This window comes from Actinomycetospora sp. 2LY8.5, assembly GCF_057180585.1.
Map to the genome: position 1 here is coordinate 144,563 of NZ_JBXUHE010000010.1, position 26,675 is coordinate 171,237.

The 26,675-nt window shown below is 74.7% G+C and carries 25 protein-coding genes; 23 read left to right on the forward strand and 2 right to left on the reverse strand.

Going from position 1 to position 26,675, the window contains the following annotated elements; genetic code table 11:
• Positions 1 to 5: 5 nt before the first annotated feature.
• Positions 6 to 506, reverse strand: coding sequence for an inorganic diphosphatase (locus AC2A1K_RS14715; protein ID WP_483897077.1), 501 nt, complete (start codon positions 504 to 506; stop codon positions 6 to 8).
• A 200-nt stretch (positions 507 to 706) separates the two neighbouring features.
• Between AC2A1K_RS14715 and dacB the strand changes: the two genes are divergently transcribed.
• The 21 genes from dacB (at position 707) to AC2A1K_RS14820 (ending at position 22,830) form a co-directional block, all read left to right on the forward strand.
• Complete coding sequence (dacB, locus tag AC2A1K_RS14720) at positions 707 to 2,173, forward strand: D-alanyl-D-alanine carboxypeptidase/D-alanyl-D-alanine endopeptidase (protein WP_483897046.1); 1,467 nt, start codon at positions 707 to 709, stop codon at positions 2,171 to 2,173.
• Between the two features lie 65 nt (positions 2,174 to 2,238).
• Positions 2,239 to 3,351: a zinc-dependent metalloprotease gene (locus AC2A1K_RS14725; RefSeq protein WP_483897047.1), complete on the forward strand. Its 1,113-nt coding sequence runs from the start codon at positions 2,239 to 2,241 to the stop codon at positions 3,349 to 3,351.
• 9 nt (positions 3,352 to 3,360) lie between these two features.
• Positions 3,361 to 4,398: a tRNA lysidine(34) synthetase TilS gene (tilS, locus tag AC2A1K_RS14730; protein WP_483897048.1), complete on the forward strand. Its 1,038-nt coding sequence runs from the start codon at positions 3,361 to 3,363 to the stop codon at positions 4,396 to 4,398.
• Positions 4,399 to 4,412: 14 nt separating this feature from the next.
• Complete coding sequence (gene hpt / locus AC2A1K_RS14735) at positions 4,413 to 4,958, forward strand: hypoxanthine phosphoribosyltransferase (protein WP_483897049.1); 546 nt, start codon at positions 4,413 to 4,415, stop codon at positions 4,956 to 4,958.
• Between the two features lie 75 nt (positions 4,959 to 5,033).
• Positions 5,034 to 6,803 (forward strand): efflux RND transporter periplasmic adaptor subunit, encoded by a 1,770-nt coding sequence (locus AC2A1K_RS14740; protein WP_483897050.1) that lies wholly within the window; start codon positions 5,034 to 5,036, stop codon positions 6,801 to 6,803.
• Entirely contained in the window at positions 6,800 to 7,501 is a 702-nt protein-coding gene (locus AC2A1K_RS14745; RefSeq protein ID WP_483897051.1) for an ABC transporter ATP-binding protein, read from the forward strand. The genes AC2A1K_RS14740 and AC2A1K_RS14745 overlap by 4 nt, the downstream gene beginning before the upstream one ends.
• Positions 7,502 to 7,508: 7 nt before the next feature.
• Entirely contained in the window at positions 7,509 to 8,717 is a 1,209-nt protein-coding gene (locus AC2A1K_RS14750) for an ABC transporter permease (protein ID WP_483897052.1), read from the forward strand.
• A gap of 22 nt (positions 8,718 to 8,739) precedes the next feature.
• Positions 8,740 to 9,342, forward strand: coding sequence for a hypothetical protein (locus tag AC2A1K_RS14755; RefSeq protein ID WP_483897053.1), 603 nt, complete (start codon positions 8,740 to 8,742; stop codon positions 9,340 to 9,342).
• Positions 9,343 to 9,361: 19 nt separating this feature from the next.
• Positions 9,362 to 10,927, forward strand: coding sequence for a helicase HerA-like domain-containing protein (locus AC2A1K_RS14760; protein ID WP_483897054.1), 1,566 nt, complete (start codon positions 9,362 to 9,364; stop codon positions 10,925 to 10,927).
• Between the two features lie 186 nt (positions 10,928 to 11,113).
• Positions 11,114 to 13,702 (forward strand): ATP-dependent zinc metalloprotease FtsH, encoded by a 2,589-nt coding sequence (gene ftsH / locus AC2A1K_RS14765; RefSeq protein ID WP_483897055.1) that lies wholly within the window; start codon positions 11,114 to 11,116, stop codon positions 13,700 to 13,702.
• Positions 13,703 to 13,866: 164 nt separating this feature from the next.
• Positions 13,867 to 14,451 (forward strand): GTP cyclohydrolase I FolE, encoded by a 585-nt coding sequence (gene folE / locus AC2A1K_RS14770; RefSeq protein WP_483897078.1) that lies wholly within the window; start codon positions 13,867 to 13,869, stop codon positions 14,449 to 14,451.
• A gap of 67 nt (positions 14,452 to 14,518) precedes the next feature.
• Positions 14,519 to 15,337: a dihydropteroate synthase gene (gene folP, locus AC2A1K_RS14775; protein ID WP_483897079.1), complete on the forward strand. Its 819-nt coding sequence runs from the start codon at positions 14,519 to 14,521 to the stop codon at positions 15,335 to 15,337.
• Entirely contained in the window at positions 15,337 to 15,756 is a 420-nt protein-coding gene (gene folB / locus AC2A1K_RS14780) for a dihydroneopterin aldolase (RefSeq protein ID WP_483897056.1), read from the forward strand. Before folP ends, folB begins: the two co-directional genes overlap by 1 nt.
• Positions 15,753 to 16,277, forward strand: coding sequence for a 2-amino-4-hydroxy-6-hydroxymethyldihydropteridine diphosphokinase (folK, locus tag AC2A1K_RS14785; RefSeq protein ID WP_483897057.1), 525 nt, complete (start codon positions 15,753 to 15,755; stop codon positions 16,275 to 16,277). Before folB ends, folK begins: the two co-directional genes overlap by 4 nt.
• Positions 16,274 to 16,756: a DUF3180 domain-containing protein gene (locus AC2A1K_RS14790; protein WP_483897058.1), complete on the forward strand. Its 483-nt coding sequence runs from the start codon at positions 16,274 to 16,276 to the stop codon at positions 16,754 to 16,756. Before folK ends, AC2A1K_RS14790 begins: the two co-directional genes overlap by 4 nt.
• 74 nt (positions 16,757 to 16,830) lie before the next feature.
• Positions 16,831 to 17,724 carry a DUF6779 domain-containing protein gene (locus AC2A1K_RS14795; RefSeq protein ID WP_483897059.1) on the forward strand — a complete coding sequence of 298 codons (894 nt, stop codon included), beginning with the start codon at positions 16,831 to 16,833 and terminating at the stop codon, positions 17,722 to 17,724.
• Between the two features lie 136 nt (positions 17,725 to 17,860).
• A complete protein-coding gene (locus AC2A1K_RS14800; RefSeq protein WP_483897060.1) occupies positions 17,861 to 19,114 on the forward strand; it encodes a PrsW family intramembrane metalloprotease in 1,254 nt (417 codons plus the stop codon).
• A gap of 382 nt (positions 19,115 to 19,496) precedes the next feature.
• On the forward strand, positions 19,497 to 20,444 hold the full coding sequence (locus AC2A1K_RS14805) for a Rossmann-like and DUF2520 domain-containing protein (RefSeq protein WP_483897061.1): 948 nt from the start codon (positions 19,497 to 19,499) through the stop codon (positions 20,442 to 20,444).
• A 14-nt stretch (positions 20,445 to 20,458) separates the two neighbouring features.
• A complete protein-coding gene (panC, locus tag AC2A1K_RS14810) occupies positions 20,459 to 21,373 on the forward strand; it encodes a pantoate--beta-alanine ligase (protein ID WP_483897080.1) in 915 nt (304 codons plus the stop codon).
• Position 21,374: 1 nt separating this feature from the next.
• Entirely contained in the window at positions 21,375 to 21,965 is a 591-nt protein-coding gene (panD, locus tag AC2A1K_RS14815) for an aspartate 1-decarboxylase (RefSeq protein ID WP_483897062.1), read from the forward strand.
• A 25-nt stretch (positions 21,966 to 21,990) separates the two neighbouring features.
• On the forward strand, positions 21,991 to 22,830 hold the full coding sequence (locus AC2A1K_RS14820; RefSeq protein ID WP_483897063.1) for a type III pantothenate kinase: 840 nt from the start codon (positions 21,991 to 21,993) through the stop codon (positions 22,828 to 22,830).
• A gap of 11 nt (positions 22,831 to 22,841) precedes the next feature.
• Here AC2A1K_RS14820 and AC2A1K_RS14825 read toward each other — a convergent pair whose 3' ends face one another.
• A complete protein-coding gene (locus AC2A1K_RS14825) occupies positions 22,842 to 24,353 on the reverse strand; it encodes a GAF domain-containing protein (protein WP_483897064.1) in 1,512 nt (503 codons plus the stop codon).
• A 267-nt stretch (positions 24,354 to 24,620) separates the two neighbouring features.
• Between AC2A1K_RS14825 and exaC the strand changes: the two genes are divergently transcribed.
• Complete coding sequence (gene exaC / locus AC2A1K_RS14830) at positions 24,621 to 26,144, forward strand: acetaldehyde dehydrogenase ExaC (RefSeq protein ID WP_483897065.1); 1,524 nt, start codon at positions 24,621 to 24,623, stop codon at positions 26,142 to 26,144.
• Between the two features lie 38 nt (positions 26,145 to 26,182).
• The gene (locus tag AC2A1K_RS14835) at positions 26,183 to 26,620 is read left to right on the forward strand and encodes a DUF779 domain-containing protein (protein ID WP_483897066.1); all 438 of its coding nucleotides are present in this window, start codon (positions 26,183 to 26,185) and stop codon (positions 26,618 to 26,620) included.
• Positions 26,621 to 26,675 lie beyond the last annotated feature (55 nt).

The following is a 26,675-nucleotide window of genomic DNA, read 5'->3' on the forward strand; positions in this document are numbered from 1 at the left end:
AGGCCCTAGTGCGCCGTGGTGGCCTTGAGGTCCTCGGCACGCGCGAGCGACGCCTTGATCTCGGCCTCGGCGTCCGCGCGGCCGACCCAGGAGGCGCCTTCGACGCTCTTGCCGGGCTCGAGGTCCTTGTAGACCTCGAAGAAGTGCTGGATCTCCAGGCGGTCGTACTCGGAGAGGTGGTGGATGTCGCGCAGGTGCTCCTGGCGGGGGTCGCCCGCCGGCACGCACAGCACCTTGTCGTCGCCGCCGGCCTCGTCGGTCATGCGGAACATGCCGATCGCACGGGCGGACACGACGCAGCCGGGGAACGTCGGCTCCTGGATCAGGACCAGCGCGTCGAGCGGGTCGCCGTCCTGGCCGAGCGTCTCCTCGATGTAGCCGTAGTCGGCCGGGTACTGCGTGGCCGTGAAGAGCGTGCGGTCCAGCCGCAGCCGCCCGGTGGCCTTGTCCATCTCGTACTTGTTGCGGACCCCCTTGGGGATCTCGATCAGTACGTCGAACTCCACGGCGTCGCTCACCGCTTCCTGTACTCGGTCGTCCGTGTCCGTCGGCCGTGACTCCTCCGGCGGACCCGCCCCCGTGGGTCGGCCGAGGGCCCTCGCCCTTCTCTAGTGTGGGGCACCGGTCGGGGTGACCCGGCACACCGTGGGGTGACCCGGCTCTCGTCCGGGTGAGGTGAACTGCAGGTGAGGAGGGGTGCGGGGCGTTGAGCGGCGACGGTCACCGCGCGGTCCCCGACCCGTCATCCGTCGTTCGCCGGTGGGGCCTGCCCCTCCTGGGCGTCGCGGTCGTCGTCGCGCTGCTGGCCGGCGTCGTCGTCGGTGTCACGCTCACCGCCCCCTCGTTCGCCCGCGCGGCCGGCCTCCCGGTGACGCTGCTCGGCGGCGAGGCCGCCGACCCGCCGGACCCCGCGACGCCCCAGCTGCGCCTGGCCGCGGTGGGCGCCGATGCCCCGGCCCCCACCCGCGCGGGGCTCGCGACGGCGCTCGACGCGCGCGCCGCCGCGCTCGGTGACCTCACCGGCGCCGTCCTCGACCCGGCCACCGGCGAGGCGCTCTGGAGCCGGCGCCCCGACGACCCGCAGGTGCCGGCGTCGGTCACGAAGTTGTTGACCGGCTCCGCGGCCCTGCTGCGCCTCGACCCGATGATGCGGCTGACGACCTCGGTGGTCGCCGGGCCGACCCCGGACACGATCGTGCTGGTCGGCGGCGGGGACCCGACGCTGTCGTCGCTGCCCGCGGGGCGCCAGACCGTCTACCCCGACGCCGCGCGCCTCGACGACCTCGTCGCCGCCGTCAACGCCTCCCGGGCCGGGCAGCCGCCGGTGACGCGCGTGCTGGTCGACGTCTCGCACTACGAGAACGGTGGCGGCAACGGCGTCGCCCCCGGCTGGGACCCCACCGACGTCGCGGGCGGCTTCGTGGCGCCGATCGTGCCCGTGATGCTCGACGGCGGGCGCAGCGACCCGACCGTCCTCGACGTGCCGCGCACGGCCACCCCGGCCTCCGACGCCGCCCGCGAGCTCGGCGCGCGCCTGGAGCGCGGCGGCACCGCCCCGTCGGTCGCGGTCGGCACCGCGCCGCCGAACGCGGCGGTGCTCGGCCAGGTGCAGTCGCCCCCGGTCACCGAGCTCGTGCGCACGGCGCTGCAGAACTCCGACAACGTGCTCGCCGAGGCCCTCGGCCGCGAGGTCGCCCGCGCCGTCGGCGAGCCGACGACCTTCGACGGTGCCGCGCGGGCCGTGACGCGCGTGCTGGGCGAGGCGCAGATCGACACGAACGGCGTGGTGCTCGCCGACACCAGCGGGCTCTCGGTGAACGACCGCGTGCCGGCGACCGCGCTGTCGGGGGTGCTCGCGCCCGCCGCCGCCCCGACCGGCTCCGATCCGCGCACCGCCGCCCTGCGCCCGCTGCTCGACGGGCTGCCCGTGGCGGGCGGGGGCGGCACGCTCGCCGACCGCTACGTCCCCGGCACGCCCGGCGCCGACGGCCGCGGGTGGGTGCGGGCGAAGACCGGGACGCTGACGGCCGCCAACGCGCTCGCCGGCGTCGTCGACACCGCCGACGGGCGCACGCTCGTGTTCTCGTTCATGAGCAACGGCGTCGACCCCGGCACGGCCCGACCACGCCTCGACGCACTGGCGGCGGCGCTGCACGACTGCGGTTGTCGCTGAGCCCGGTCCGGGAGCCGGAGCGCCGCGGAGCTCGACCCGTTCGGACCGCGACGTACGGTGGAACGGTGACCGTCGACCTGACCTCCGCGCCCCGCGGCACGGGGCTGCCCGTCGACTGGGGACTCGCGATCGCCACCGGCACGCGCCTGGTGCCCGCGGGGCCCGCCGTCTCGCCCGCGGAGGCCGCCGCCGAGGTGGCCCGGCTGCGCGAGGGCGCCCGGATCTCCGAGGACCACGTGCGGTCGGTCACCGGGCTCGGCGCCGGCCTGCCGATCCCCGAGGCCGACGTCGTCGACCGCCCGGGCTGGATCCGCTCCGCCGTCGACGGGATCGCCGCGCTGCTGGCCGACGCGCCGCTGCCCGGCCCGCCCGAGGGGATCGTCGGGAGCACCGTCGGGCGGGTGACGCGCTCGGCGGCCGGCCTGCAGATGGGCACGTTGCTCGCGTTCCTCGGCAGCCGCGTGCTCGGGCAGTACGACCCGTTCGGCAGTCCCGTGTCGCGGAGCGAAGCGGGAGCCGGCCCGACGGGGGAGCAGGCCGGACGCCTGCTACTCGTCGCGCCGAACGTCGTCGCCGCCCGCCAGGCCCTCGACGTCGACGGCGACGACTTCGCGCTGTGGGTGTGCCTGCACGAGGCCACCCACCGGCTGCAGTTCACGGCCGTCGACTGGCTGCGCGACCACTTCCAGAGCGAGGTCGCGGCGTTCGCCGGCGGCTTCGACCGTTCCGCGTCCGGGTCGGTCGACCGGCTGCCCGAGATCGTCAAGGCGATCCGCCGCGAACCGCCGCGCGACGGGATGGCGCTGGTCGAGATGTTCCAGGGCCCCGAGCAGCGCGCCGTCCTCGACCGGCTGCTCGCCCTGACCACGCTGCTCGAGGGCCACGCCGAGCACGTCATGGACGCCGTCGGGCCCGCCGTGGTGCCGTCGGTGGCGACGATCCGGGCGCGGTTCACCCACCGGCGCCGCGGCGGGAGCCTCGTCGACCGGCTCCTGCGCACGCTGCTGGGCGTCGACGCGAAGATTCGGCAGTACGAGCAGGGCCGCGTGTTCGTCGACCACGTCGTCGCCCGGGTGGGCCTCGACGGGCTCAACGCGGTGTGGACCTCACCGGACACGCTGCCGCGGCGCTCCGAGATCACCGACCCGGACGCCTGGCTCGCCCGCGTCCACGGCTGACCTCCCGTCGTGCGCGCGCCGGAGCCCGTCGCCGAGGTCCGGCGCGCGGTGCGCGAGGTGCTCTCTGAGGCAGCGAACGTGCTGTTCGCTGCCTCTAGGCGCGCGAACTCCCCGTTGATCGTCGCGTGCTCGGGCGGCGCGGACTCCCTCGCGCTCGCGGCCGCGGCGGTGCATGTCGCGCCCGGCGAGGTGCACGGCGTGGTCGTCGACCACGGCCTGCAGGACGGCTCCGCCGGGCACGCGCAGCGGGTCGCGGAGCAGCTGGGGGCGCTCGGGGTGACGAGCGCAGAGGTCGTCGCCGTCGAGGTCGGCACCGCGGGTGGGCCCGAGGCGGCCGCGCGCGCGGCCCGGTACGCGGCGCTGCGCGGCGCGTCGCGGGCGCGCGGGGACGCGCCGGTGCTGCTCGGGCACACGCTCGACGACCAGGCGGAGACGGTGCTGCTCGGGCTGGGGCGCGGGTCGGGGGCGCGGTCGCTCGCGGGCATGGCCGTGTGGGACCCGCCGTGGTGCCGGCCGTTGCTCGGTCTGCGCCGGGCGACGACCCGGGCGGCGTGCGCGGCGCTGGATCTCGCGGTGTGGGACGACCCTCACAACGCCGATCCGCGCTACACCCGCGTGCGGTTGCGCCTCGAGGTCCTGCCGGTGCTCGAGGAGGCGCTCGGCGGCGGTGTCGCGCCCGCCCTCGCCCGCACGGCCGCGCAGCTCGCCGACGACGACGCCGCGCTCTCCGCCCTGGCCGACCAGCGTCGGGAGGTGCTCGTCGCCGCCGACGGATCCCTCGACGCGGTGCTCCTGGCCGCGGAGCCGCCCGCCGTGCGCCGGCGCGTCCTGCGGTCCTGGCTGGCGGGCGCGGGCGCACGGGAGCTCTCCGACGCGCACCTTCGTGCGGTGGACAACGTCGTCGTGCAGTGGCGTGGCCAGGGTGTCCCGCCCCTCCCGGGCGAGTTGGTGGTGGTCCGGGCACGTGGCAGGCTTCGGGTGCTCGAAGGCCCCGGCGACCGCCCGGGAGCCCCGGCCCGCCCCGCCGGGCCGTCCCCGATCCGGTGAGGAGCCCGACAACGGTGTACGACGGCGACATCGCGTCCGTACTGATCACCGAGGACCAGATCCAGGACAAGATCGCCGAGCTGGCCGAGCAGATCGGGGCCACGTACGGCGAGGGCGACCAGGACCTCGTCCTCGTCGGCGTCCTCAAGGGCGCTGTGATGTTCATGACGGACCTCGCCCGCCGGCTGCCGATGCCGGCGCAGCTCGAGTTCATGGCGGTCAGCTCGTACGGGTCGTCGACCTCGTCGTCGGGGGTCGTGCGCATTCTCAAGGACCTCGACCGGGACATCTCCGGACGGCGCGTGCTCATCGTCGAGGACATCATCGACTCCGGCCTGACGCTGTCCTGGCTGCGCAAGAACCTCGAGTCCCGCGGACCGGCCTCCCTCGACGTCGTGACGCTGCTGCGCAAGCCGGAGGCGGCCAAGCTCGACGTCGACGTGGCGTACGTCGGCTTCGACATCCCCAACGAGTTCGTCGTCGGTTTCGGGCTCGACTACGGGGAGCGCTACCGGGATCTGCCCTACATCGGCACGCTCGACCCGCGCGTCTACGCCTGAGATCGCTGAACGTTCACTCAGCCAAACGGGACCCCGCGCGAAGGCGCTCGGTGACCACTGGATAGCGTCCGCCACATGGCGGGTTCGCGTCGCTCTCTGTGGCTCGTCAACGGGGCCATTGCTCTGGTGGTGCTGCTCGCTGCCGGAGGCACGATCATCGCGCTCACCTCGAGCGGCGGCACCGACGACGCGGGTCTGCGGACCACGCCGGTCGGCCGCGGGACGGTCGCCGAGACGGTCACGGCCTCCGGCGCGGTCACCAGCGCCCGCAGCTCCACGCTCAACTTCGCCGGCGGCGGGCGTGTCGAGGACGTGCGCGTCGCGGTCGGCGACCGTGTCGAGGCCGGCGAGGTCGTGGCGACCCTCGACGCGGAGTACGCCGACGCCAACCTCGACGCCGCCCGGGCGCAGCGCGACTCCGCGCGCCAGGCGCTGCGCGACGCCCGCGAGGCGCGCGACAACCCGTCGACCAGCGCGGCCGCCCCGGCACAGCAGCAGCCGGCGGCGGGGGCCGCGCAGCCCGGAGCCATGCAGCCCGGAGCCATGCGGCCCGGAGCCATGCAGCCCGGCGCCACGCAGTCCGGCGCGGTGCCGCCGGGCGGTGGGGCGTCGCAGGGCGGTGGGGTGCCGCAGGGACAGCCGGGAGCGCCTCCCGCCGGCGGCCACCAGCCTCCTCCAGGCCAGCAGCCTCCTCCGGGTCAGCAGCCTCCTCCGGGTCAGCAACCGCCCTCTGGTCAGCAGCCCCCGCACCAGGGTCGCCCGCTCGTCGAGATCAACGGGCTGCGCAGCATGCCGTCCGCCGACCCCAAGGCCGTGCCCGCCGCGGCTCCGGCGCCGCCGACCACGACGCCCCCCGCCGGCGGCGGCACCGGTAGCACCAGCGGCTCGTCCGGCGGCGCCGGCGGCTCGTCCGGCGCCGGCGCGGGTGGCGGCGCGGGTGGCGGCGCCGCCGCGACGACGCCGGAGGGTCAGGTCGCGTCGGCCGAGGCGCAGCTGGCGCAGGCCGAGGCGTCGGTGATCCAGGCCGAGAACGCCGCCGAGGACCTCGAGCTCTCCTCGCCGCAGGACGGCACGGTGGTCAGCCTCGACATCGGTCCCGGGCAGCTGGTCCCGGCCGGCGGCACGACGACGAGCTCGACGTCGTCGGGCAACCCCACGGGCGGCACGCTGCCCGACGGCACGGCCGGGGGTACCGGCGCCGCGGCCGGCGCGGCGTCGTCGGGAGCCTCGTCCGGCGGGAGCGGCGCGGCGGGCGGCGGCGCGAGCTCCGGGGGCGGTGGCGGGTCGTCGGTCACGGGATCGCCGAGCACGCCGGCGGCGATGACGATCCTCGACCTCACCTCGCTGCAGGTCCGCGCGGACGTCCCCGAGCTCGACGTGGGCCGGCTCGCGGTCGGCCAGCCCGTGGAGGTGTCGGTGAACGCGCTGCCCGGGCAGGCGCTGCCGGGCACGGTGACCGCGATCGACCTCCTGCCCGGCGCCGGGACGTCGGTGCAGTACGGCACGGTCGTGACCCTCACCGGGCCACCGCCGAACCTGCGGCCCGGGATGTCGGCGAGCGTCGGGGTCACCGTCGCGCAGGCGCCGAACGTCGCGTTCCTCCCGTCGGTGGCGGTCACCCCCGTCGGCGGCGAGGGGGCGACGGACGGCACGGTGCAGGTGCTCGGGCCCGACGGAACCCCGCAGCCGCGGACCGTGGGCCTCGGGCTGAGCTCCGACACGCTCGTCGAGGTCCGCTCGGGTCTCGCGCCCGGTGAGCTCGTCGTCCTGCCCGACCCGAACACGGCCAACCCGTTCACCACCGGTGAGCCGCCGCCGAACCAGCAGGGCGGCGGCGGGGGATGACCGGCGCCGAGGTGACGAACGTCCTCGACGTCCGGAAGCTCTCGAAGGTCTACGGCTCGGGGGAGACCGCGGTCCACGCGCTGCGCGACGTCGACCTGACCGTGCGCCGCGGGGAGTACCTCGCGGTGGTCGGCCAGTCGGGGTCCGGCAAGTCGACGCTGCTGAACATGCTCGGCTGCCTCGACGCGCCGACGTCCGGGCGCTACCTGCTCGAGGGTCTCGACGTCGCCGACCTCGACGAGCGCCAGCAGGCCGTGTTGCGCAACCGGCAGATCGGGTTCGTGTTCCAGGCGTTCAACCTCATCCCGCGCACGACCGCGCTCGCCAACGTCGAGCTGCCGCTGGTCTACGCGGGGGTGGGCCGGCGGGTGCGCCGCGAGCGGGCGATGGCCGCGCTCGCGCTCGTCGGGTTGCAGGGCCGCGAGGACCACCGCCCCAACCAGCTCTCCGGCGGCCAGCAGCAGCGTGTCGCGGTGGCGCGCGCCCTCGTCACGTCCCCCGCCCTGCTGCTCGCCGACGAGCCCACCGGCAACCTCGACTCGCAGAGCACCGCCGACGCGCTCGGCCTGTTCGACCGCCTGCACGCCTCCGGCCGGACGATCGTGCTGATCACCCACGACGACGAGGTCGCGGAGCGGGCGCAGCGGGTCGTCGTGGTCGCCGACGGGCGGCTGTCCGAAGCCCAGGTGCGGCGATGAGCCCGGCATGAGCGTTGTGGAGATCGTCCGCTTCGCGGTCCGCGGCCTCGTCGCGAACCGGCTGCGCTCGCTGCTGACGATGCTCGGGATCATCATCGGCATCGCCGCGGTCATCCTGCTGACCGCGCTGGGCAACGGGGCGTCGCAGTACATCCAGGGCCAGATCGCGGGCCTGGGCGCCAACAGCATCACCGTCCTGCCCCGTCAGCCGCCGGCGAGCGCGGGCACCGACGGGCGTCCCCTGACCACCGGCGACGTCCGCGCGCTGGCCGACCCCCAGGGCGCGCCGGACATCGCCTCGGTCTCGCCGGTGGTCTCGCTCTCGGTGTCGATCGACGCCGGGCGGGCGAGCACCGACGCGACCGTCGTCGGCAGCACCCCGTCCTACTTCCCGGGCGCCAACGTCCGGATGGGCACCGGGCGCGAGTACACCGACGCCGACGTCGAGGCGGGGCGCAAGGTCGTGCTGCTCGGCCGCACCGTCGCCGACGACCTCTTCGGGGTCGGCTCCGACCCCGTCGGCCAGGACGTGCTCGTGCGCGGGGTGCCGTTCAACGTCATCGGGACGCTCGCGCCGGCGGGCCAGGGCCAGGGCCTGTCCAACCCCGACGAGAACGTGCTGGCGCCGATCACGGCCGTGCAGGGCTCGCTGACCGGCTTCGGCGACCTCAGCCAGATCGTGGTGCAGGCGCGCTCCACCGAGGCGCAGGCCGCCGCCGAGAGCGAGATCAACAGCATCCTCGACCGCCGCCACGGCATCGACAACCCGGACGACCGGGACTACCAGGTGCTCAGCGCCCGCCAGCTCGCCGACGTCCTGGACGACACCCTCGGGGCGTTCACGCTGCTGCTCGCGGCCATCGCGGCGATCTCGCTGGTCGTCGGCGGGATCGGGATCACGAACATCATGCTCGTGTCGGTGACCGAACGGACCCGCGAGATCGGCATCCGCAAGGCCCTCGGCGCGCCGCCGTCGGCGATCCTCGGTCAGTTCCTCGTCGAGTCGATCATCCTGTCCGTGGTCGGCGGCCTGTTCGGCGTCGCGGTGGGCTACGCCGGCACGCTCGTGCCGCTCGGCGACTTCCGACCGGTCGTGCTGCCTTCCGCCGTCGTCGCCGCGGTCGGCGTCTCGGCCGCCATCGGCATCTTCTTCGGTGCCTATCCCGCCCGCCGCGCCGCGCGCCTGCGGCCCATCGAAGCCCTGCGCCGCGAGTGAGGCGCGTCCCCGGGAGGAACTCGTGACCCAGCCATCCGACGGCGACCGGACCGGCGACCGGCCGGCCGACACGTCCTCGACCACCGAGCAGATCCCGGTCCCGCAGGCGGCCCGGCGCTCCGACCCGCCGCCGCGCAGCACCCGGACGGCGGAGCAGGAGCCCCCGGATCCGGACCGCGACGAGGACCGGACGCAGGCCGACCACGCGGCGACGGTGCTCGACGAGCCGGTCGACAACGTCGACCTCGCGACGCGCCTGCGCCGTCCCGGCCTGGCGCGCTCGACGCGGATCCTGCTGCTGGTGCTCGGCGGGATCGTCTGCCTCGCGCTCGGCGCACTCGTCGGGCGCGCGACGGCCCCGGACACCGGGCCCGGCTCGGTGCCCGACCTGCTCGGCGTCATCGAGTCCGTGCAACCCACCGGCGGCGGCTTCCCGATCGTCACGATCCGGTCCGGCGACGGCACCCAGACCGCGCTGCGCACCACGGCCGGCACGAGTGTCGCCGTGCCCCGCCCCGACGGGCCCGCCGGGCTGCGCGCCGGGCAGCAGGTGACGGTGCACGCGGAGCGCGGCACCGACGGCGCGATCACCGCCGTGCGCGTCGACGTCCCCGCGGGCCCCTGATCACCGTTAGCCTGCCCCCGTGGCCGACCAGGGAGCTGCTGCAGAGATCGCCGCCGGGTACGCGACGGACGGCGCGGCCCTCGAACTGGGGACCGTCGTGGTCGACGGCGCCGTCGACCCCGCGGCGAAGGTCCGGATCCCGTTCGCGACGCTGAACCGGCACGGTCTGGTGGCCGGCGCGACGGGCACCGGGAAGACGAAGACGCTGCAGAACCTCGCCGAGCAGTGCTCGGGGGCCGGGGTGCCGGTGCTGCTCGCGGACATCAAGGGCGACCTCTCCGGCCTCGCCCGCCCGGGCGAGCAGAACGACCGCGTCACCGGGCGCGCCACCGACACCGGCGACGACTGGACGCCGACCGCCTACCCCGTGCAGTTCCTCTCGCTCGGCGAGGGGATCGGCATCCCGGTGCGCGCGACGATCACGGGTTTCGGGCCGATCCTGCTGTCGAAGGTGCTCGGGCTCAACGAGACCCAGGAGTCGACGCTCGGCCTGATCTTCCACTGGGCCGACCAGCAGGGCCTCGCGCTGCTGGACACCAAGGATCTGCGCTCGGTGATCCAGCACCTGCTCTCCGACGAGGGCAAGGCGGCGCTCAAGGGCATCGGCGGGGTCTCGACGTCGACCGCGGGCGTCATCCTGCGCGCGTTGGTCAACCTCGAGGCGCGCGGCGGCGACAAGTTCTTCGGCGAGCCCGAGTTCGACCCCGCCGACCTGCTGGTCGTGGAGCCGGACGGGAAGGGCCGCGTCACCCTGCTCGAGCTCGCCGACCAGCAGGCCGACCCGATGCTCTACTCGACGTTCCTCATGTGGCTGCTCGCCGAGCTCTTCGAGGACCTCCCCGAGGCCGGCGACATCGACAAGCCCAAGCTCGTCTTCTTCTTCGACGAGGCGCACCTGCTCTTCACCGACGCGTCGAAGGCCTTCCTCGACCGGATCGAGCAGACGGTGAAGCTCATCCGGTCCAAGGGCGTCGGCGTCTTCTTCTGCACCCAGCAGCCCACCGACGTCCCCAACGACGTCCTCTCGCAGCTCGGCGCCCGGGTGCAGCACGCGCTGCGCGCCTTCACCCCCGACGACCAGAAGGCGCTCTCGCGCACCGCGCGCACCTACCCGAAGTCGTCGGTCTACGACATCGAGACCTCGCTGACATCGTTGGGCACCGGCGAGGCGATCGTCACCGTGCTCTCCGAGCGGGGCGCCCCGACGCCGGTGGCGTGGACGCGGGTGCGAGCGCCGCGCTCGCTGATGGCCGCGATCGGTGAGCCGGCGGTCACCGAGGCGGCGAAGGGGTCGCCGCTGTGGGGCAAGTACGGCGAGCCGGTGGACCGCGAGTCGGCGTACGAGAAGCTCTCGGCGGCCACCGGCGCGAGTGGGGCGCCGGCCCCGGCCGAGCCCCTCCCCGAGGGCCAGCAGCCGCAGCCGGCGCCGCCCCAGGCCCCGCCGCCCGGGCAGGACGAGGAGCCGGGGATGGTCGAGAAGGCGATGGCCAACCCGGCAGTGAAGTCGTTCGTGCGCTCGCTGGCGAGCCAGCTCGGCCGCGAGATCACACGGGGTCTGTTCGGCACCGCCCGCCGGCGGCGCTGAACGCTCCCGGCCGCCCCGTCCGGTTCGGCCGGTCGCGCGCGGACCGGTGTCGTGACCGGGGGGTACATTGAGCAGATCAGGGCCCCACGGACGTCCGTGCGTGCGCGGACCCGGAGCCGAGACGACTGACACCGACCGCAGGGTCCACCCGGGGAGGGTCGAGGGCCGCCTGGAGGCCGCAACCGCATGGACCGCAAGCGCCTTCTCCGCAATCCACTCATCTGGATCGTGGTGTTCTTCCTGGTCTACCTCGGGATCTCGTCGCTGCTCAGCGACACCCGCGGGTACACCGAGGCCCCCACGTCGCTCGCCCTGGCGCAGGTCGAGGCGCGCAACGCGTCCGAGATCACGATCGAGGACAAGGAACAGCGCCTCCGGCTGACGCTCACCAACCCGGTGCAGGTTCCGGGCGTCGAGGGCGCCCAGCCGACGACGACCAACCAGATCTACGCGCAGTACCCGGCCGCCGCGACCGACCAGGTGTTCGGCCTGGTCCGTGACAACCCGGCGCCCTCGGGCTTCGACACCCGGGTCACGCAGGACTCGTTCCTGACCCAGATGTTGATCTATCTGATCCCGCTGGGCCTGGTCCTGCTGCTGCTGTTCTGGATGATGAACTCCCAGGGCGGGGGCAACCGCGTCCTGTCCTTCGGCAAGTCCAAGGCCAAGCAGCTCAACAAGGACATGCCGAAGACCACCTTCGCCGACGTCGCCGGGGCGAACGAGGCGGTGGAGGAGCTCTACGAGATCAAGGACTTCCTCCAGAACCCCACGCGCTACCAGCAGCTCGGCGCCAAGATCCCCAAGGGCGTCCTGCTCTACGGCCCGCCCGGCACCGGCAAGACGTTGCTGGCCCGCGCGGTCGCCGGCGAGGCGGGCGTGCCCTTCTACACGATCTCCGGCTCGGACTTCGTGGAGATGTTCGTCGGTGTCGGCGCGTCCCGCGTGCGCGACCTGTTCGAGCAGGCCAAGCAGAACTCCCCGTGCATCGTGTTCGTCGACGAGATCGACGCCGTCGGCCGCCACCGAGGCGCCGGCATGGGCGGCGGCCACGACGAGCGCGAGCAGACCCTCAACCAGCTGCTCGTCGAGATGGACGGGTTCGACTCCCGCGGCGGGATCATCCTCATCGCGGCCACCAACCGGCCCGACATCCTCGACCCGGCCCTGCTGCGTCCCGGTCGGTTCGACCGCCAGATCCCGGTCGCGGCGCCCGACCTCGCCGGCCGGCGACAGATCCTGGCGGTGCACTCCGCGGGCAAGCCGCTCGCGCCCGACGCCGACCTCGACGGTCTGGCCAAGCGCACCGTCGGCTTCTCCGGCGCCGACCTCGCGAACGTCATCAACGAGGCCGCGCTGCTCACCGCCCGTCTCGGGCAGACGCAGATCACGGGGACGGCCCTCGAGGAGTCGGTCGACCGCGTCATCGGCGGCCCGGCCCGCAAGAGCCGCATCATCTCCGAGCAGGAGAAGAAGGTCGCGGCCTACCACGAGGCGGGCCACGCGCTGGCCGCGTGGGCGATGCCCGACATCGAGCCGGTCTACAAGGTCACGATCCTCCCGCGCGGGCGCACCGGTGGGCACGCGCTCGTCGTCCCCGAGGACGACAAGGAGCTCATGACCCGCTCGGAGATGCTGGCCCGGCTGGTGTTCGCCATGGGCGGGCGCTCCGCCGAGGAGCTGGTGTTCCACGAGCCGACCACCGGCGCGTCGTCCGACATCGAGCAGGCGACCAAGATCGCGCGCGCGATGGTCACCGAGTACGGCATGAGCGCCCGTCTCGGCGCCGTGAAGTACGGCCAGGAGCAGGGTGAGCCGTTCCTCGGCCGCTCGGCGGGACGCCAGCCCGACTACTCGCTCGAGGTGGCCCACGAGATCGACGAGGAGGTGCGCAAGCTCATCGAGGCCGCGCACACCGAGGCGTGGGACATCCTCAACACCCACCGCGACGCGCTCGACGCGCTCACCGGTGAGCTCATCGAGCACGAGACGCTGCAGCGCCGCGACCTCGAGCGCATCTTCGCGTCGGTCACCAAGCGCCCGCGCATCACGACGTTCAACGACTTCGGCGAGCGTCTGCCGTCGGACCGCCCACCGATCAAGACGCGGCGCGAGCTGGCCACCGAGCGCGGCGAGCCCTGGCCGCCGCCCGGCGAGGCCACCGACCCCGAGCGCGCCGAGCGCACCGAGCGCACCGCCGTCGGCTCGGTCGCGGGCAACGGCAGCGGGAACGGACAGGCCGTCCACGGCGCCAACGGCAGCTACGCCGGCGCCCACGCGGCCGGCAACGGGCACGACGCGGGCTACGGCACGGGGCAGCAGAACCCCGACGGCGGCTCGACGCCGACGCCCCCGGCGGGCATGCCGGCGACGGGGATCCCGGACGTCTACCGGACGGGCGCCAACGGGCGACGGGCCGGCGAGACCGGCGACAAGCCCTCGTCGGTGGCGCCGAACTACGGGGCCCCGCCCGGGTGGACCCCGGCGACCGTGCCGCACGGCACCACCTGGAACCCGAGCGGTGCCGGACGCTCGGGGAGCTCGGGCCCGTACGGCGACGCCGGCGGGTACGGCGACGGCGTGACCAGCCCGTACGGCACGTCACGCTCGGCTGGCGAGTCCGCCGCGAACCCGTACGGTGACCCGGATGGCCGCAGCCGAGAGGGCCGGTCGGAGGGCCGCCATGCGGGGACCCCGAGCTGGGGACACGACGGCACCACCGGCTCGGACGGTGGCACCGGGTCGACCGGCGCCTCCGACACTCCGCGCGGCTGACACGGCCAGGGCTGAGAGGGCCGGCGCGTCCTGACGGGCGAGCCGGCCGGGTCGAGGAAGACCGCGAGGGAGACGTGACCACCAGTCAGGAGCTGGACGGCGATCTGGGTGACTCCCGGGTGCGCCCCACCGACGACGGCGTCGGCGGACCGGTCGGGGCCGAGCTGGCCCCGGAGTGGCCGGGCTTCGACGCCGCACGCGCCGAGGCCGCCGTGCGCGAGCTGCTCATCGCCATCGGCGAGGACCCGGACCGCGAGGGCCTGCGGGAGACGCCGGCGCGCGTGACGCGCTCGTACCAGGAGCTCTTCGCCGGGCTCCGGGCCGACCCGGCGCAGGCGCTGGAGCGGACGTTCTCCGAGGACCACGAGGAGCTCGTGCTCGTCCGCGACATCCCGATGTTCTCGATGTGCGAGCACCACCTGCTGCCGTTCCACGGGGTCGCGCACGTCGCCTACATCCCGGGGCCGCAGGGCCACGTCACCGGCCTGAGCAAGCTCGCCCGGCTCGTCGACCTCTATGCGCGGCGCCCGCAGGTCCAGGAACGCCTGACCAGCCAGGTCGCCGACGCGCTCGACACCAAGCTCGACACCCGCGGGGCGCTCGTGGTGATCGACGCCGAGCACCAGTGCATGTCCGCGCGAGGCGTGCGCAAGCCCGGCGCCCGCACCACGACCTCGGCCGTGCGCGGGATCTTCAAGACCTCGGCCAGCACGCGGGCGGAGGCCCTCAACCTCATCCGGAGCGGCTGACGTGGGCGGTCCGCCCGACCCGACAGCCCGCGCGAACGCCCTCCCGGAGCCGGGGCGGTGCGTCGTGATGGGCGTCCTCAACGTGACGCCCGACTCGTTCTCCGACGGCGGCCGCTGGCTCGACCGCGACCACGCGGTGGCCCACGGCATCGAGCTGCACCGCCGCGGCGCCGACCTGGTCGACGTCGGCGGGGAGTCGACCCGCCCCGGGGCGGAGCGCGTGGATGCGGCGACCGAGACGCAGCGCGTGGTGCCGGTGATCCGTGACCTGGTCGCCGACGGCGTGCGGGTCAGCGTCGACACCACCCGCGCGGCGGTGGCGGCGGCGGCGGTCGAGGCGGGCGCCGCGATGATCAACGACGTCTCCGGGGGCCTCGCCGACCCGCACATGGCCCGGACGGTCGCCGAGACCGGCATGCCCTGGGTGATCATGCACTGGCGCGGGCCGAGCAACCGGATGACCGCGCTCGCCTCCTACGAGGACGTCGTCGGCGAGGTGCGCGCCGAGATGGTCGAGCAGGTCGACCGGGCTGTGCTCGCCGGCGTCGACCCGTCGCTGCTGGTCCTCGACCCGGGGCTGGGCTTCGCCAAGACCGCGGCCCACAACTGGCAGTTGCTGCGCAAGCTGCCCGTGTTCACGGGTCTCGGCTTCCCGGTGCTGATCGGGGCGTCGCGCAAGCGGTTCCTCGGGGCGCTGCTCGCCGCCGACGACGGCACCCCTCGCCCGCCCGACGGGCGCGAGATCGCCACCGCGGCGGTGTCCGCGCTCGCCGCGGCGAACGGTGCCTGGGGTGTGCGCGTGCACGAGGTCGGCCCGTCACTGGACGCGGTCGCGGTGGCGGCGGCCTGGTCGTGGGGGACCTCGCCGGCGGAGATCGAGCCGTGATGGACGCGGAGCGATCGGGGAAGCACGCCGACGGGGGAGCCGGACCGTCGGGAAGCGACCGCATCGAACTGCGCGGGCTGCGGGTGCGCGGGCACCACGGCGTGTTCTCCCACGAGCGCCGTGACGGCCAGGACTTCGTGCTCGACCTGGTGCTCGAGGTCGACCTCACCGCCGCCGCGGCCTCCGACGACCTCGTCGACACCGTCGACTACGGCGCTCTGGCCGAGGGCGCCGCGGCGATCGTGGCAGGCCCGCCACGGCGTCTGATCGAGGCGGTGGCCGGCGAGGTCGCCGACCGGGTGCTCGCCGACGAGCGGGTGACGGCGGTCGAGGTCACGCTGCACAAGCCGCAGGCGCCGATCACGGTGCCGTTCGACGACGTCGCGGTGGTGCTGCGCCGGCAGCGGGCGTCCCGATGAGCCGCGCCGTCCTCTCGCTGGGCTCGAACATCGGCGACCGCGCCGCCAACCTGCGCGGCGCCCTGGCCACCCTGCGCGCTGCGGGGGCGCGGGTGGTCGCCGTGTCGCCGGTCTACGCGACCGCACCCTGGGGCGGGGTCGAGCAGGACGACTTCCTCAACGCCGTGGTCGTCGTCGAGGACCCGGACTCGCGGCCCCGCGACTGGCTGACCCGCGCCCGCGCCGCGGAGACCCGAGCCGGTCGCACCCGCGACGTGCGCTGGGGGCCGCGCACGCTCGACGTCGACGTCCTCGATGTGGACGGGGCCACCGACGACGACCCCGAGCTGACGCTGCCGCACCCGCGGGCCCACGAGCGGGCGTTCGTGCTGGTCCCGTGGCTCGACGTCGACCCGGACGCCGAGATCGCCGGCCGGGGGCGTGTCGCGGACCTGCTCGCCGCGCTCCCGCCCGACGAGCGCGACGGCGTGCACCGCGACGAGACCGCGCTGGAGGACGGCCCGAGGAGAACGACACCGTGAGGACCCGGACGAGCCCGTCGCTGCTGGTCGTGGCGGCCGTCGCCGCCGCCCTGGGGGTCAACGTGCTCGTCCAGGCGGCGTACGGCGAGCTGCCGCCGCTGCCGCTGCTCGCGGGACTGACCCCGCTGGTCCTCGGGGTCGCCGAGCTCGTGCTCGCGGCCGTCCTGCGCGCCCGCATCCGCCGCCGGCCCGGCGCGCGTCCGGTCGACGCGCTCGCCGCCGCGCGCGCGGTCGCGCTGGCGAAGGCGTCGTCGCTGGCCGGGGCTCTCGTCGGTGGGGCGTGGCTCGGGCTGCTGGCCTATGTGATCCCGCTGCGCGACCGCGTCGACGCCGCCGGCGCGGACGCCGCGAGCGCGGTGGTCGGGGTGATCGGGTCGGCGGTGCTCGTCGGTGCCGGCCTGTGGCTGGAGCACAGCCTGCGCACCCCCGACGACCCGCGCGGCGACGACCCCCGCGACTCCGCGCGGGGCCGGTCGTGACCGCGGGTGCGGTCTCGGCGGGGCGGGTTCCCGGGGGCGGCGGGGCGCCGGTGAAGGCTCGGTATCCTGCAGCGATGAGCACCCCGGACGGGGAGCAGCGCACGAGCGCCGGCCCCGACCGCCGACGCGCCGCGCTGCTGAGCGCCGCGGCCGTGCTCGCCGCTCTCGCCGGCGTGGCGACGCTCCTGTCCGACGACGCCCGCCTGCTGCGCCTGGCCGTGGTGGCCGCGCTGTGGGCGGCGGTGCTCGCGGGCGTCGTGCTCGCCCGCCGTGCCCGCACCGAGGCCGACCTCGCCGCGCAGGCCCGCGAGGCCGCCGACGAGCTCGCCGCGGCCGAGGAGGACGCCGACGAGCGCCTCGCCGTGCTCGAACGCGACGCCGACGACCGCCTGGCGCGCGAGGTCGCCGCCCGCGAGGAGGCCGAGCGGGACGCGGTCCGGGCCCGCGAGGACGCGGCGTGCTTGCGCGAGGAGCTCGAGCGGGCGCGCAGCGGTGCCGACGCCGTGACGCTGCAGGGCGTCGGCTTCCCGGTGGCGCCGGGCACGCCGGCCCGCGCGGCCGGCCCGCGCCTGCGGGTCGTCGGCGACTCCGGCCCGCAGCCGGCCTTCCCCCACGTCCCGCCGCCGGCGCAGCGCCGGCCGGCGGCTCCGGTCGCTCCGGCCCCCCGCGCGCCCGCGCCCCCCGCGGCGCGCGTCGCCCCGTCGCAGTCCCAGCCCCACCCGCGGCGCCCGACGCCCCGGCCGCATCCCGAGGCCCCGCAGGCCGACCCGTCGGTGCTCGCCTCCGGGTCCTTCGTCGACCAGTACGTCCGCTCCGCCGGCTACGACCGCCCGGCCGAGGCGCCGCCCGACGAGCGCCCCCGGCGCGCGCCGGCCGACTCGGCGACCTCGGGCCGCACCGTCGCGGAGCTCCTCGCCGCGCACGCGGCCTCCGGCGGCACCGTCGGACGCCGTCGCCGCGACCCCTGACGCGCGCCTCCGTTGGCAACGAACGTGGCGTTCGCTGCCTCTATGCGTCCGAACTCCGCGTTCGTGACGGTCACGTCGTGATTCGGACACCCCTGGGGCGGGTAGGACCCGGAGGGGGTCGTTACCCTCCCGCAGAGTGATCGCCCCTCCCGTCCGCCTGGCGCCACAGCAGCGCCGGACGCTCGTGTGGCCGGTCGTCGGCCTGATCTTCCTCGGGATCTGCGCCCTCGTGACGGTCGGTCTCGCCAGTACCGAGATCGGGGCCGTCGGCGTCGTCATCGGCGTGGTGCTCGCGCTGCTGCCGGTGGCGCTGGTCGTCGCGACGTTCCTGTGGATCGACCGGTTCGAGCCCGAGCCGCCACGCCTGCTGCTGGGCGCGTTCCTGTGGGGCGCGGGCCTGTCGGCGCTGGTGGCCGTCGTCATCAACTCCAGCGCGATCATCGCCGCGGAGCTGCTGCTCGGGCAGGGGGAGGGCGACGTCGTCGGCGCGGTGATCTCGGCGCCGCTGGTCGAGGAGTTCGTCAAGGGCGCGTTCGTCGTCGGCCTGCTGCTGGTCCGGCGCCGCGAGTTCGACGGGATCGTCGACGGCGTCGTCTACGCGGGGATCACGGCCGCGGGGTTCGCGTTCACCGAGAACATCATCTACTTCGGCCGCGCGTTCGCCGAGGCCGAGGGCGGCGTGGGCCCGGCCGTGCTCGCGACGTTCGTGCTGCGCGGGGTCCTCTCACCGTTCGCGCACCCCCTGTTCACGGCGATGATCGGGATCGGTGTCGGGATCGCGTCGCAGGCGCGGTCGCGGGTGGTGGGCACGCTGGCGGTGCTCGGCGGCTACGTGCTCGCGGTCGTCCTGCATGCCCTGTGGAACTCGTCGACGCAGCTCGGCGCCGGGTTCTTCGGCGTCTACGTGCTGATCATGCTGCCGCTGTTCGCCGGCATGATCGGGCTGGTCGTGTGGCAGCGACGGCGTGAGGCCGACGTCCTCGCCCGCCAGATGCCGGGGTTCGCCGCCGCCGGGTGGATCGCGCCGAGCGAGGTGCCGCTGCTCTCGAGCCTCGCCGGCCGGCGCCGGTGGCGCACCGCGGTGCACCGCCGCGCCGGCGCGCAGGCCGCCCGGGCCGTCGAGGACTACCAGCACGCCGTCACCGAGCTCGCCTTCCTACGGGCCCGGGCCGAGCGGGGCGCGCTACCGCCGCGCTCGGACTGGCACGCCGAGCTGCTCGACAACGTCGTGCGTACCCGGCTCGCCGCGGTGAACGCGCCCGGCGTCCAGGGGCCCACCGGCGGCCCGGCGCCCGGTCCCGGCGGGCCGCCGCCGAACTGGCCCGGCGCTCCGCAGGGGCCGGCCGGGCCCTACGAACCGGGCGCGCCGCCCCGCCCACCGATGGGCTGAGGTGGGCTGAGGTGGGCTGAGGTGGGCTGGGGTAGACGCCCCTCGGCGTGTCGCGCGAGCGAGGATGTGGCGATCCTGGCGTCACACGCCAGCGATGCCGCATCGCTGGTACGAGACATCGCTGGTACGAGACATCGCTGGTACGAGACATCGCTGGTACGAGACGCGCCCCCGAGTCGGCGTGAACCCGCTCACCGCGCCCGCCGCGGGGCGTCCGGACGGTTACCGTGGCAGCAGTGATCGTCCGGTACCCGCGGGAGCGGGACGGGAACGAGCCGAACGAGTGAGGTGGCGCGTGGGCACCGACGGCGAGGGCGCCGGGCGGTGGGAAGAGGCCGGAACAGGGCCGTCACCCACCCCGCGCGAAGGATCCCGGCTCGCGGTGGGCGTCGTGTCCGCCGGTCGGGTCGGGGCCGTGCTGGGCGCCGCGCTCGCGAACGCCGGGCACACGGTGGTCGCCGCCTCCGCGGTCTCCCGCGCCTCGCGCGCCCGCGCCGAGGAGCTGCTGCCCGGCGCCGAGATCCTCCCGCCCGACGAGGTCGTGCGCCGCGCCGACCTCGCCCTGCTCGCGGTCCCCGACGATGTGCTCCCGGGCCTGGTGCGCGGGCTCGCGGCGTCGGACTGCCTGCGCCCCGGGCAGATCGTCGTGCACACCTGCGGCGCGGCCGGCGTCGGCGTCCTGGCCCCCGCCGCCGAGCACGCCGTGCTGCCGATCGCGCTGCACCCGGCGATGACGGTCACCGGCCGCGCCGAGGACGTCACCCGCCTGACCGGCGCCTGCGTCGGCGTGACCGGTCCCGAGGGCCCCGGCGCCGGCCGATGGTCGAGTTCCGCAGGCTCCGTCTCCGATCGACGGTCGAGTTCCGCAGGCTCCGTCTCCGAGGACGCGGACGCCGCGTGGCTGGTCGGCGAGGCCCTGGTCGTCGAGATGGGCGCCGAGCCGGTCCGGATCCCCGAGGCGATGCGACCGCTGTACCACGCGGCGCTGGCCCACGGCGCGAACCACCTGGTCACGCTCGTGCGCGAGGCTGCCGACATCCTCTCCGGCGCCGGCATCGAGCCCGCCGAGCGCGTCCTCGCGCCGCTGCTGTCCGCCGCCCTCGACAACGCGCTGCGCCACGGCGACCGGGCCCTCACCGGACCCGTGGTCCGCGGGGACGCCGGCACGGTGGCGACGCACCTGCGCCACCTCGACGACCGCGCCCCCGACGCGGCTCCGCTCTACCGGGCCCTGGCCCGGCGCACCGCCGAGCGTGCCCGCGCCGGCGGACTGGTCGACCCGGCCGTCGCCGACGACGTGGTGGCCGCCCTCGAGAGGCCCCGACGGTGACCCGACCCTCCAGCCTGCGCACGAACGACCTGGTCGGGCGCGCGCGGCCCCGGTACAGCGCCGACGGGCTGACCGTGCACCGCGATCCCGCCGGCCTGCGCCGCGTCACCCGTGCCCTGCGCACCGCCGGGCGCCGGGTGACGCTCGTGCCCACCATGGGCGCCCTGCACGAGGGCCACCGCGAGCTCATGCGCCGCGCCCGCGGGATCCCCGGCGCCACCACCGTCGTGTCGATCTTCGTGAACCCGCGCCAGTTCGGGCCGAACGAGGACTACGACCGCTACCCGCGCGCCTTCGAGGCCGACCTCGAGATCTGCCGCGAGGAGGGCGTCGAGCTGGTCTTCGCGCCGTCGGTCGAGGACATGTATCCGGGAGGCCACGAGAGGTGGCAGAGCGCGACCTCCATCGACCCCGGCCCCCTCGGCGGCGAGCTGGAGGGTGCGGTCCGTCCCGGGCACTTCGCCGGGGTGCTCACGGTGGTCAACAAGCTCTTCGCGATCACCGTCGCCGACGTCGCGTTCTTCGGTGAGAAGGACTACCAGCAGCTCACGCTGATCCGCCGCATGGCGCGCGACCTCGACATCGACATCCACATCGTCGGCGTCCCCACCGTCCGCGAGCCCGACGGCATGGCGCTCTCGAGCCGCAACGCCTACCTGTCCGCCGACGAGCGGGACGCCGCGGTGGCCCTGTCCGCGGCACTGTCGGCCGGCCAGTACGCCGGCGAGCAGGGCCCGCAGGCCGTCCTCGACGCCGCCCGCGAGGTCCTGGCCACCGAGCCGAGCCTGCGGGTCGACTACCTCGAGCTGCGCGACGAGGACCTCGGTCCCACCCCTGACATCGGTCCGGCGCGGCTCCTGGTCGCCGCCCGGGCCGGCCGTACCCGCCTGATCGACAACGTCGCGGTGTCCCTCGTGAGGAGAGTCTGACGTGCAGCGCACGATGCTGAAGTCCAAGATCCACCGTGCGACGGTGACCGACGCGAACCTGCACTACGTGGGGTCGGTGACCGTCGACGAGGACCTCATGCGGGCCGCCGACCTGCTGCCCGGCGAGCAGGTCGCGATCGTCGACGTCACCAACGGGGCGCGCCTCGAGACCTACGTGATCACCGGTCCCGCCGGCTCCGGCGTCATCGGGATCAACGGGGCCGCCGCGCACCTCGTCTCGCCCGGCGACCTCGTCATCCTCATCTCCTACGGGGTGATGGACGACGCCGAGGCCCGCGCCTACCAGCCGCGGGTGGTGTTCGTCGACGACGCCAACCGGGTCCTCGACCGCGGCGCCGACCCGACCCACGTGCCCGACGCCGCGCCGACCACGTCGCTGCTGCGTCCCGGTGCGGAGGCCCAGGGGGCCCGCCCGGCGCGGCGCCACGGGGCGGCCGCGGGCCCGGCGATGACCCTGGTCGGCGGCGGTCCGGGTGCCGAGCCGCAACCGGCCGGGGGACGTCGGCGTCGCGACGGCTCGGAGACCACCGACGCCCGCCGGCTCGACGCGCTGCTCTCCACCGACCACTGAGCACGCGGCCCCCCGAGACCCACCTGTGCTGCTCTGCATCGACGTCGGCAACACCCAGACCGCGCTCGCTCTCTACCCCGACGACGGGCCCGCGGTCTGGGACGCCCGCCTGCGCACCGAGCCCCGGGCCACCGGCGACGAGATGGCGCTGCTCGTGCGGGGTGTCCTCGGGACACGGGTCGCCGACGTGACGTCCGTGGCCGCGCTGTCGACGGTGCCGGCGCTGCTGCGCGAGCTGCGCGGCATGGTCACCCGGCACTTCGCCGGGCTCGATCACCTGCTCGTCGAGCCCGGTGTGCGCACCGGCGTCCCGCTGCTCGTCGACAACCCCAAGGAGGTCGGCGCCGACCGCGTCGTCCAGGTCCTCGCGGCGTTCGAGCGCCGTGGCGGGCCCTGCGTCGTCGTCACCTTCGGGACGTCGACGACGGTGGACGGGGTGTCGGCGCGCGGCGAGTTCCTCGGCGGGGCGATCGCGGCGGGCGTCGCGGTGTCCGCCGAGGCCCTGGCCGTGCGCGCGGCGGCGCTGCGCCCGGTCGAGCTCGTCGTGCCGCGCTCGGTGCTCGGGCGCAACACGGTCGAGAGCATGCAGGCCGGGCTCGTCCTCGGGGCCGCCGCGCAGGTCGACGGCCTCGTCGCCCGCGTCAGCCGCGAGATCGCCGCCCGCGACCCCGAGGGTCGCGCCCCGGTCGCGGTCGTCGCGTCGGGCGGGCTCGCGCCGGTGGTCGTCGACGAGTGCGTGACGGTCACCGAGCACGTCCCCGACCTGACGCTGCTGGGCCTGCGCACGGTGCACCGGCGCTGGCGCGAGCGGCGCGACGAGCGCTCGGCCCGCCGCGCCACTCCTGACCCTGGTCGCTCGCGATAGCGACGGGCCCCTCAGGAGGCGGGCGCGCCGAGCTCGTCGCGGCGGGGGTCGCCGTCGGGCAGCAGCAGGTGCAGGCGCTCGGCGACCTCGGGGTCGCCGCCGCCGACGTGGGTGTGCGCGAGCGCCCAGAGCGCCTCGACGTCGCCGCGGCGCAGCACCGCGCTGCGGACGGCCACCTCGAGGTGGTCGCGCTCCTCGCGCACCCCGGGGGCGTCGGATGCCGGCAGCAGCGCGCCGCGACGCAGCACCGCGGGCGGGGGCAGGCGGCGGTCGCGCAGGGCGGTGCGGACGTCCAGGAAGTCGGCGTCGACGCGGGCGCGCAGCCGATAGGGCTGGGTGCTGATGATCGAGGTACCGAGCGCGTGACGCAGGCGGTGCACCTCGGAGCGCACCGTCACGGGGTTGCCGGCGTCGCCGTAGAGCGCCTGGGCGAGACCGTCGGCGGTGAGCCCGTCGGGGTGCAGGGCCAGCACGACGAGCATCTCGGCGTGCCGCAGGCTCAGGCGCACCGGGCGCCCGTCGAGGCGGGCGACCGGGCGCTCGGCCCCGAGGAAGGGCAGCGACAGCGTCGGCCCGGACGAGGATCGCGGGGCCACGCGCAGCAGCCAGCCCTCGGCGAGCGGCTCGATGACGCCCTCGCCGCGCTCGCCGAGATCGACCCGCCCGCCGCCGTCGGGGATCGTCAGGCGCTCGGGCAGCCAGTCGGCCGACTGGGCGGTGATGACGCGCCCGCCCGGGGCGAGCAGCGCGCCGGGGGCGCCGTGCAGGCCTTCGAGGTGCGGCTGGTTGCGGTGGCGCAGGCGCTCGTCGCGTTCGACCAGGCGCGCCTGGAGGTGGACCTCGGCGAGCTCCGCGGCCGCCTTGACCAGGGCCAGCGTGCTGGGGTGGAACGTCTGCAGCGGTCCGGTGAGGTCGATGGCCGCCACGACCTCGCCGGTGTCGGGGTCGTGGATCGGGGCCGCTGCGCAGGTCCACGAGTGGTAGAGCTTCACGAGGTGCTCGGCGGAGTGGATCTGTACGGCGTTGCCCGACGCCAGCGCGGTGCCCATCGCGTTGGTGCCGACCGAGTCCTCACTCCAGCGCGTGCCCTCGACGAGCTCGAAGTTGTCGGCGCGACGCAGCACGTCGGTGTTGCCCTCGCGCCAGAGGATGTGCCCGCGCACGTCGGTCACGATCATCATGTGCACGGCGTCGTCGGCGACGTCGAGCAGCGTGCGCCGCAGCAGCGGGAGCACCGGGGCGAGCAGGTGTCCACCGCGGACGTCGCGGAGCTCGTCGCTCTCGTAGACGTGGCGGGGGCGCCCGCGCTCGGGGTCGACGTGGGCGTCCAGCGAGCGCTGCCACGAGGCGGAGACCACGTCACGGGGCGAGGCGGGGCTCGCTGAGCCGGAGAGCACGGCGTCGCGGATGCGTTCGAGCAGCCGGGCGCGCTCGAGCGGGTCGGAGGGCTCGAGCGGGGTCGACAGCGTTCCGGGAACCCTCAGGCGGGTCGTCCCGCGCGCGCCGGGCTGACTCTCCGGCATCGGCGCCCCCTGCGCTGGACCATGACGGGCGGTTCGGCGCCGTCCGGCACCGAATGCTCCTCGCCCGGGGACGCGGAAGCCCCCTCCCTCAGAATGGTCCTGCATCCTGCCGGGTTAGGCAACCCTTCATCAAACCCTCGCGCGCGGCTCGGTGGCAAGGGCAACGCCGCAAATGCGTTGCAACGCCGGTGCAACCCTCCCATGCCTAGTGTCCGCGGTCACGTAGTCCCACAGCGCAGAATCCCACAACGTGGAGGGAAAACACCGATGGCCATCTACGCGGCACCGGGGTCGGCGGACAGCGTCGTCTCGTTCAAGCCCCGCTACGACCACTACATCGGCGGCGAGTACGTCGCGCCGGTGAAGGGTCAGTACTTCGAGAACCCGACCCCGCAGACGGGTCAGACGTTCACCGAGGTGGCCCGCGGCACGGCCGAGGACGTCGAGAAGGCCCTGGATGCGGCCCACGCCGCGGCGCCCGCGTGGGGGAAGACCTCCACGACCGAGCGCGCCAACATCCTCAACAAGATGGCGGACCGGGTCGAGGCCAACCTCGAGAAGATCGCGGTCGCCGAGAGCTGGGAGAACGGCAAGGCGGTCCGCGAGACCCTCGTCGCCGACATCCCGCTCGCCGTCGACCACCTGCGCTACTTCGCGGGGGCGATCCGCGCGCAGGAGGGCCACCTCTCGCAGATCGACGAGGACACGGTCGCCTACCACTTCCACGAGCCGCTGGGCGTGGTCGGCCAGATCATCCCGTGGAACTTCCCGATCCTCATGGCGGTGTGGAAGCTGGCCCCGGCCATCGCCGCCGGCAACGCGGTCGTCCTCAAGCCGGCCGAGCAGACCCCGGCCTCGATCCACGTCCTCATCGACGTGATCGGCGACCTGCTCCCGCCCGGCGTGCTGAACATCGTCAACGGCTTCGGCGTCGAGGCGGGCAAGCCGCTCGCGTCGTCCCCGCGCATCCGCAAGATCGCCTTCACCGGCGAGACCACGACCGGGCGCCTGATCTCCCAGTACGCCTCGGAGAACCTCATCCCGGTCACGCTCGAGCTCGGCGGCAAGAGCCCGAACATCTTCTTCGACGACGTCGCCTCGCAGCAGGACGCCTTCTACGACAAGGCGCTCGAGGGCTTCGCGATGTTCGCCCTCAACCAGGGCGAGGTCTGCACCTGCCCGTCGCGTGCCCTCGTCCAGGGCGGCATCTACGACGAGTTCGTGGCGCAGGGTGTCAAGCGGGCCGAGCAGGTCAAGCTGGGCAACCCGCTCGACACCGACACGACGATGGGCGCGCAGGCCTCGAACGACCAGCTCGAGAAGATCCTGTCCTACATCGACATCGGCCGTCAGGAGGGCGCCAAGGTCCTCACCGGCGGCGAGCGCGCCGACCTCGGTGGCGACCTCTCGGGCGGCTACTACGTCACGCCGACCGTGTTCGAGGGCAACAACTCGATGCGGATCTTCCAGGAGGAGATCTTCGGCCCGGTGCTGTCGGTGACCCGCTTCAACGACTACGCCGACGCCATGAAGATCGCCAACGACACGCTCTACGGCCTCGGTGCCGGCGTGTGGTCGCGCGACGCGAACGTGGCGTACCGCGCGGGCCGCGAGATCCAGGCCGGCCGTGTCTGGGTGAACAACTACCACGCCTACCCGGCCCACGCGGCCTTCGGCGGGTACAAGCAGTCCGGCATCGGCCGCGAGAACCACAAGATGATGCTGGACCACTACCAGCAGACCAAGAACATCCTCCAGAGCTACTCGGACAACGCCCTGGGATTCTTCTGATCGGTCCGCGGGTTCCCTCACAGGAGGAGGTGGTCACCATGACCCAGATCAGTACGAGCACCGACGTCACCGAACAGGTGCCGGAGGTGCCGGGGTCGGGAACGGGTCGCGTCGCCCTGTCCCCGCAGGCCTCCGAGCTCCTGGTCACGCTCACCGACATCCACGGTCCCCTGATGTTCCACCAGTCCGGCGGGTGCTGCGACGGCAGTGCCCCGATGTGCTACCCGGACGGGGACTTCAAGATCGGGGGCCAGGACGTGCACCTCGGTGACCTGTCGGTGGAGGGCCTGGAGAAGCCCATCGGCTTCTACATGTCCGCCTCGCAGTTCGAGTACTGGAAGCACACGCACCTCACCGTCGACGTGGTGAAGGGCCGCGGCAGCGGGTTCTCGGTGGAGGCGCCCGAGGGCGTCCGCTTCATCATCCGCTCGCGGCTGTTCACCGACGACGAGCTGCGCGAGCTGGGCGACCTGTAGCACGGTCGCCGGAGAACCGAGCAGGACCGAGTAGGACCGAGGGGCGCCTCGGCTG

Coding starts and splice junctions, on each gene's coding strand:
- AC2A1K_RS14740 (WP_483897050.1), top strand. CDS start 5,034: ATGGCGGGTTCGCGTCGCTCTCTGTGGCTCGTCAACGGGGCCATTGCT.
- AC2A1K_RS14745 (WP_483897051.1), top strand. CDS start 6,800: ATGACCGGCGCCGAGGTGACGAACGTCCTCGACGTCCGGAAGCTCTCG.
- AC2A1K_RS14750 (WP_483897052.1), top strand. CDS start 7,509: ATGAGCGTTGTGGAGATCGTCCGCTTCGCGGTCCGCGGCCTCGTCGCG.
- ftsH (WP_483897055.1), top strand. CDS start 11,114: ATGGACCGCAAGCGCCTTCTCCGCAATCCACTCATCTGGATCGTGGTG.
- folP (WP_483897079.1), top strand. CDS start 14,519: ATGGGCGTCCTCAACGTGACGCCCGACTCGTTCTCCGACGGCGGCCGC.
- folB (WP_483897056.1), top strand. CDS start 15,337: ATGGACGCGGAGCGATCGGGGAAGCACGCCGACGGGGGAGCCGGACCG.
- folK (WP_483897057.1), top strand. CDS start 15,753: ATGAGCCGCGCCGTCCTCTCGCTGGGCTCGAACATCGGCGACCGCGCC.
- AC2A1K_RS14795 (WP_483897059.1), top strand. CDS start 16,831: ATGAGCACCCCGGACGGGGAGCAGCGCACGAGCGCCGGCCCCGACCGC.
- AC2A1K_RS14825 (WP_483897064.1), bottom strand. CDS start 24,353: ATGCCGGAGAGTCAGCCCGGCGCGCGCGGGACGACCCGCCTGAGGGTT.
- exaC (WP_483897065.1), top strand. CDS start 24,621: ATGGCCATCTACGCGGCACCGGGGTCGGCGGACAGCGTCGTCTCGTTC.
- AC2A1K_RS14835 (WP_483897066.1), top strand. CDS start 26,183: ATGACCCAGATCAGTACGAGCACCGACGTCACCGAACAGGTGCCGGAG.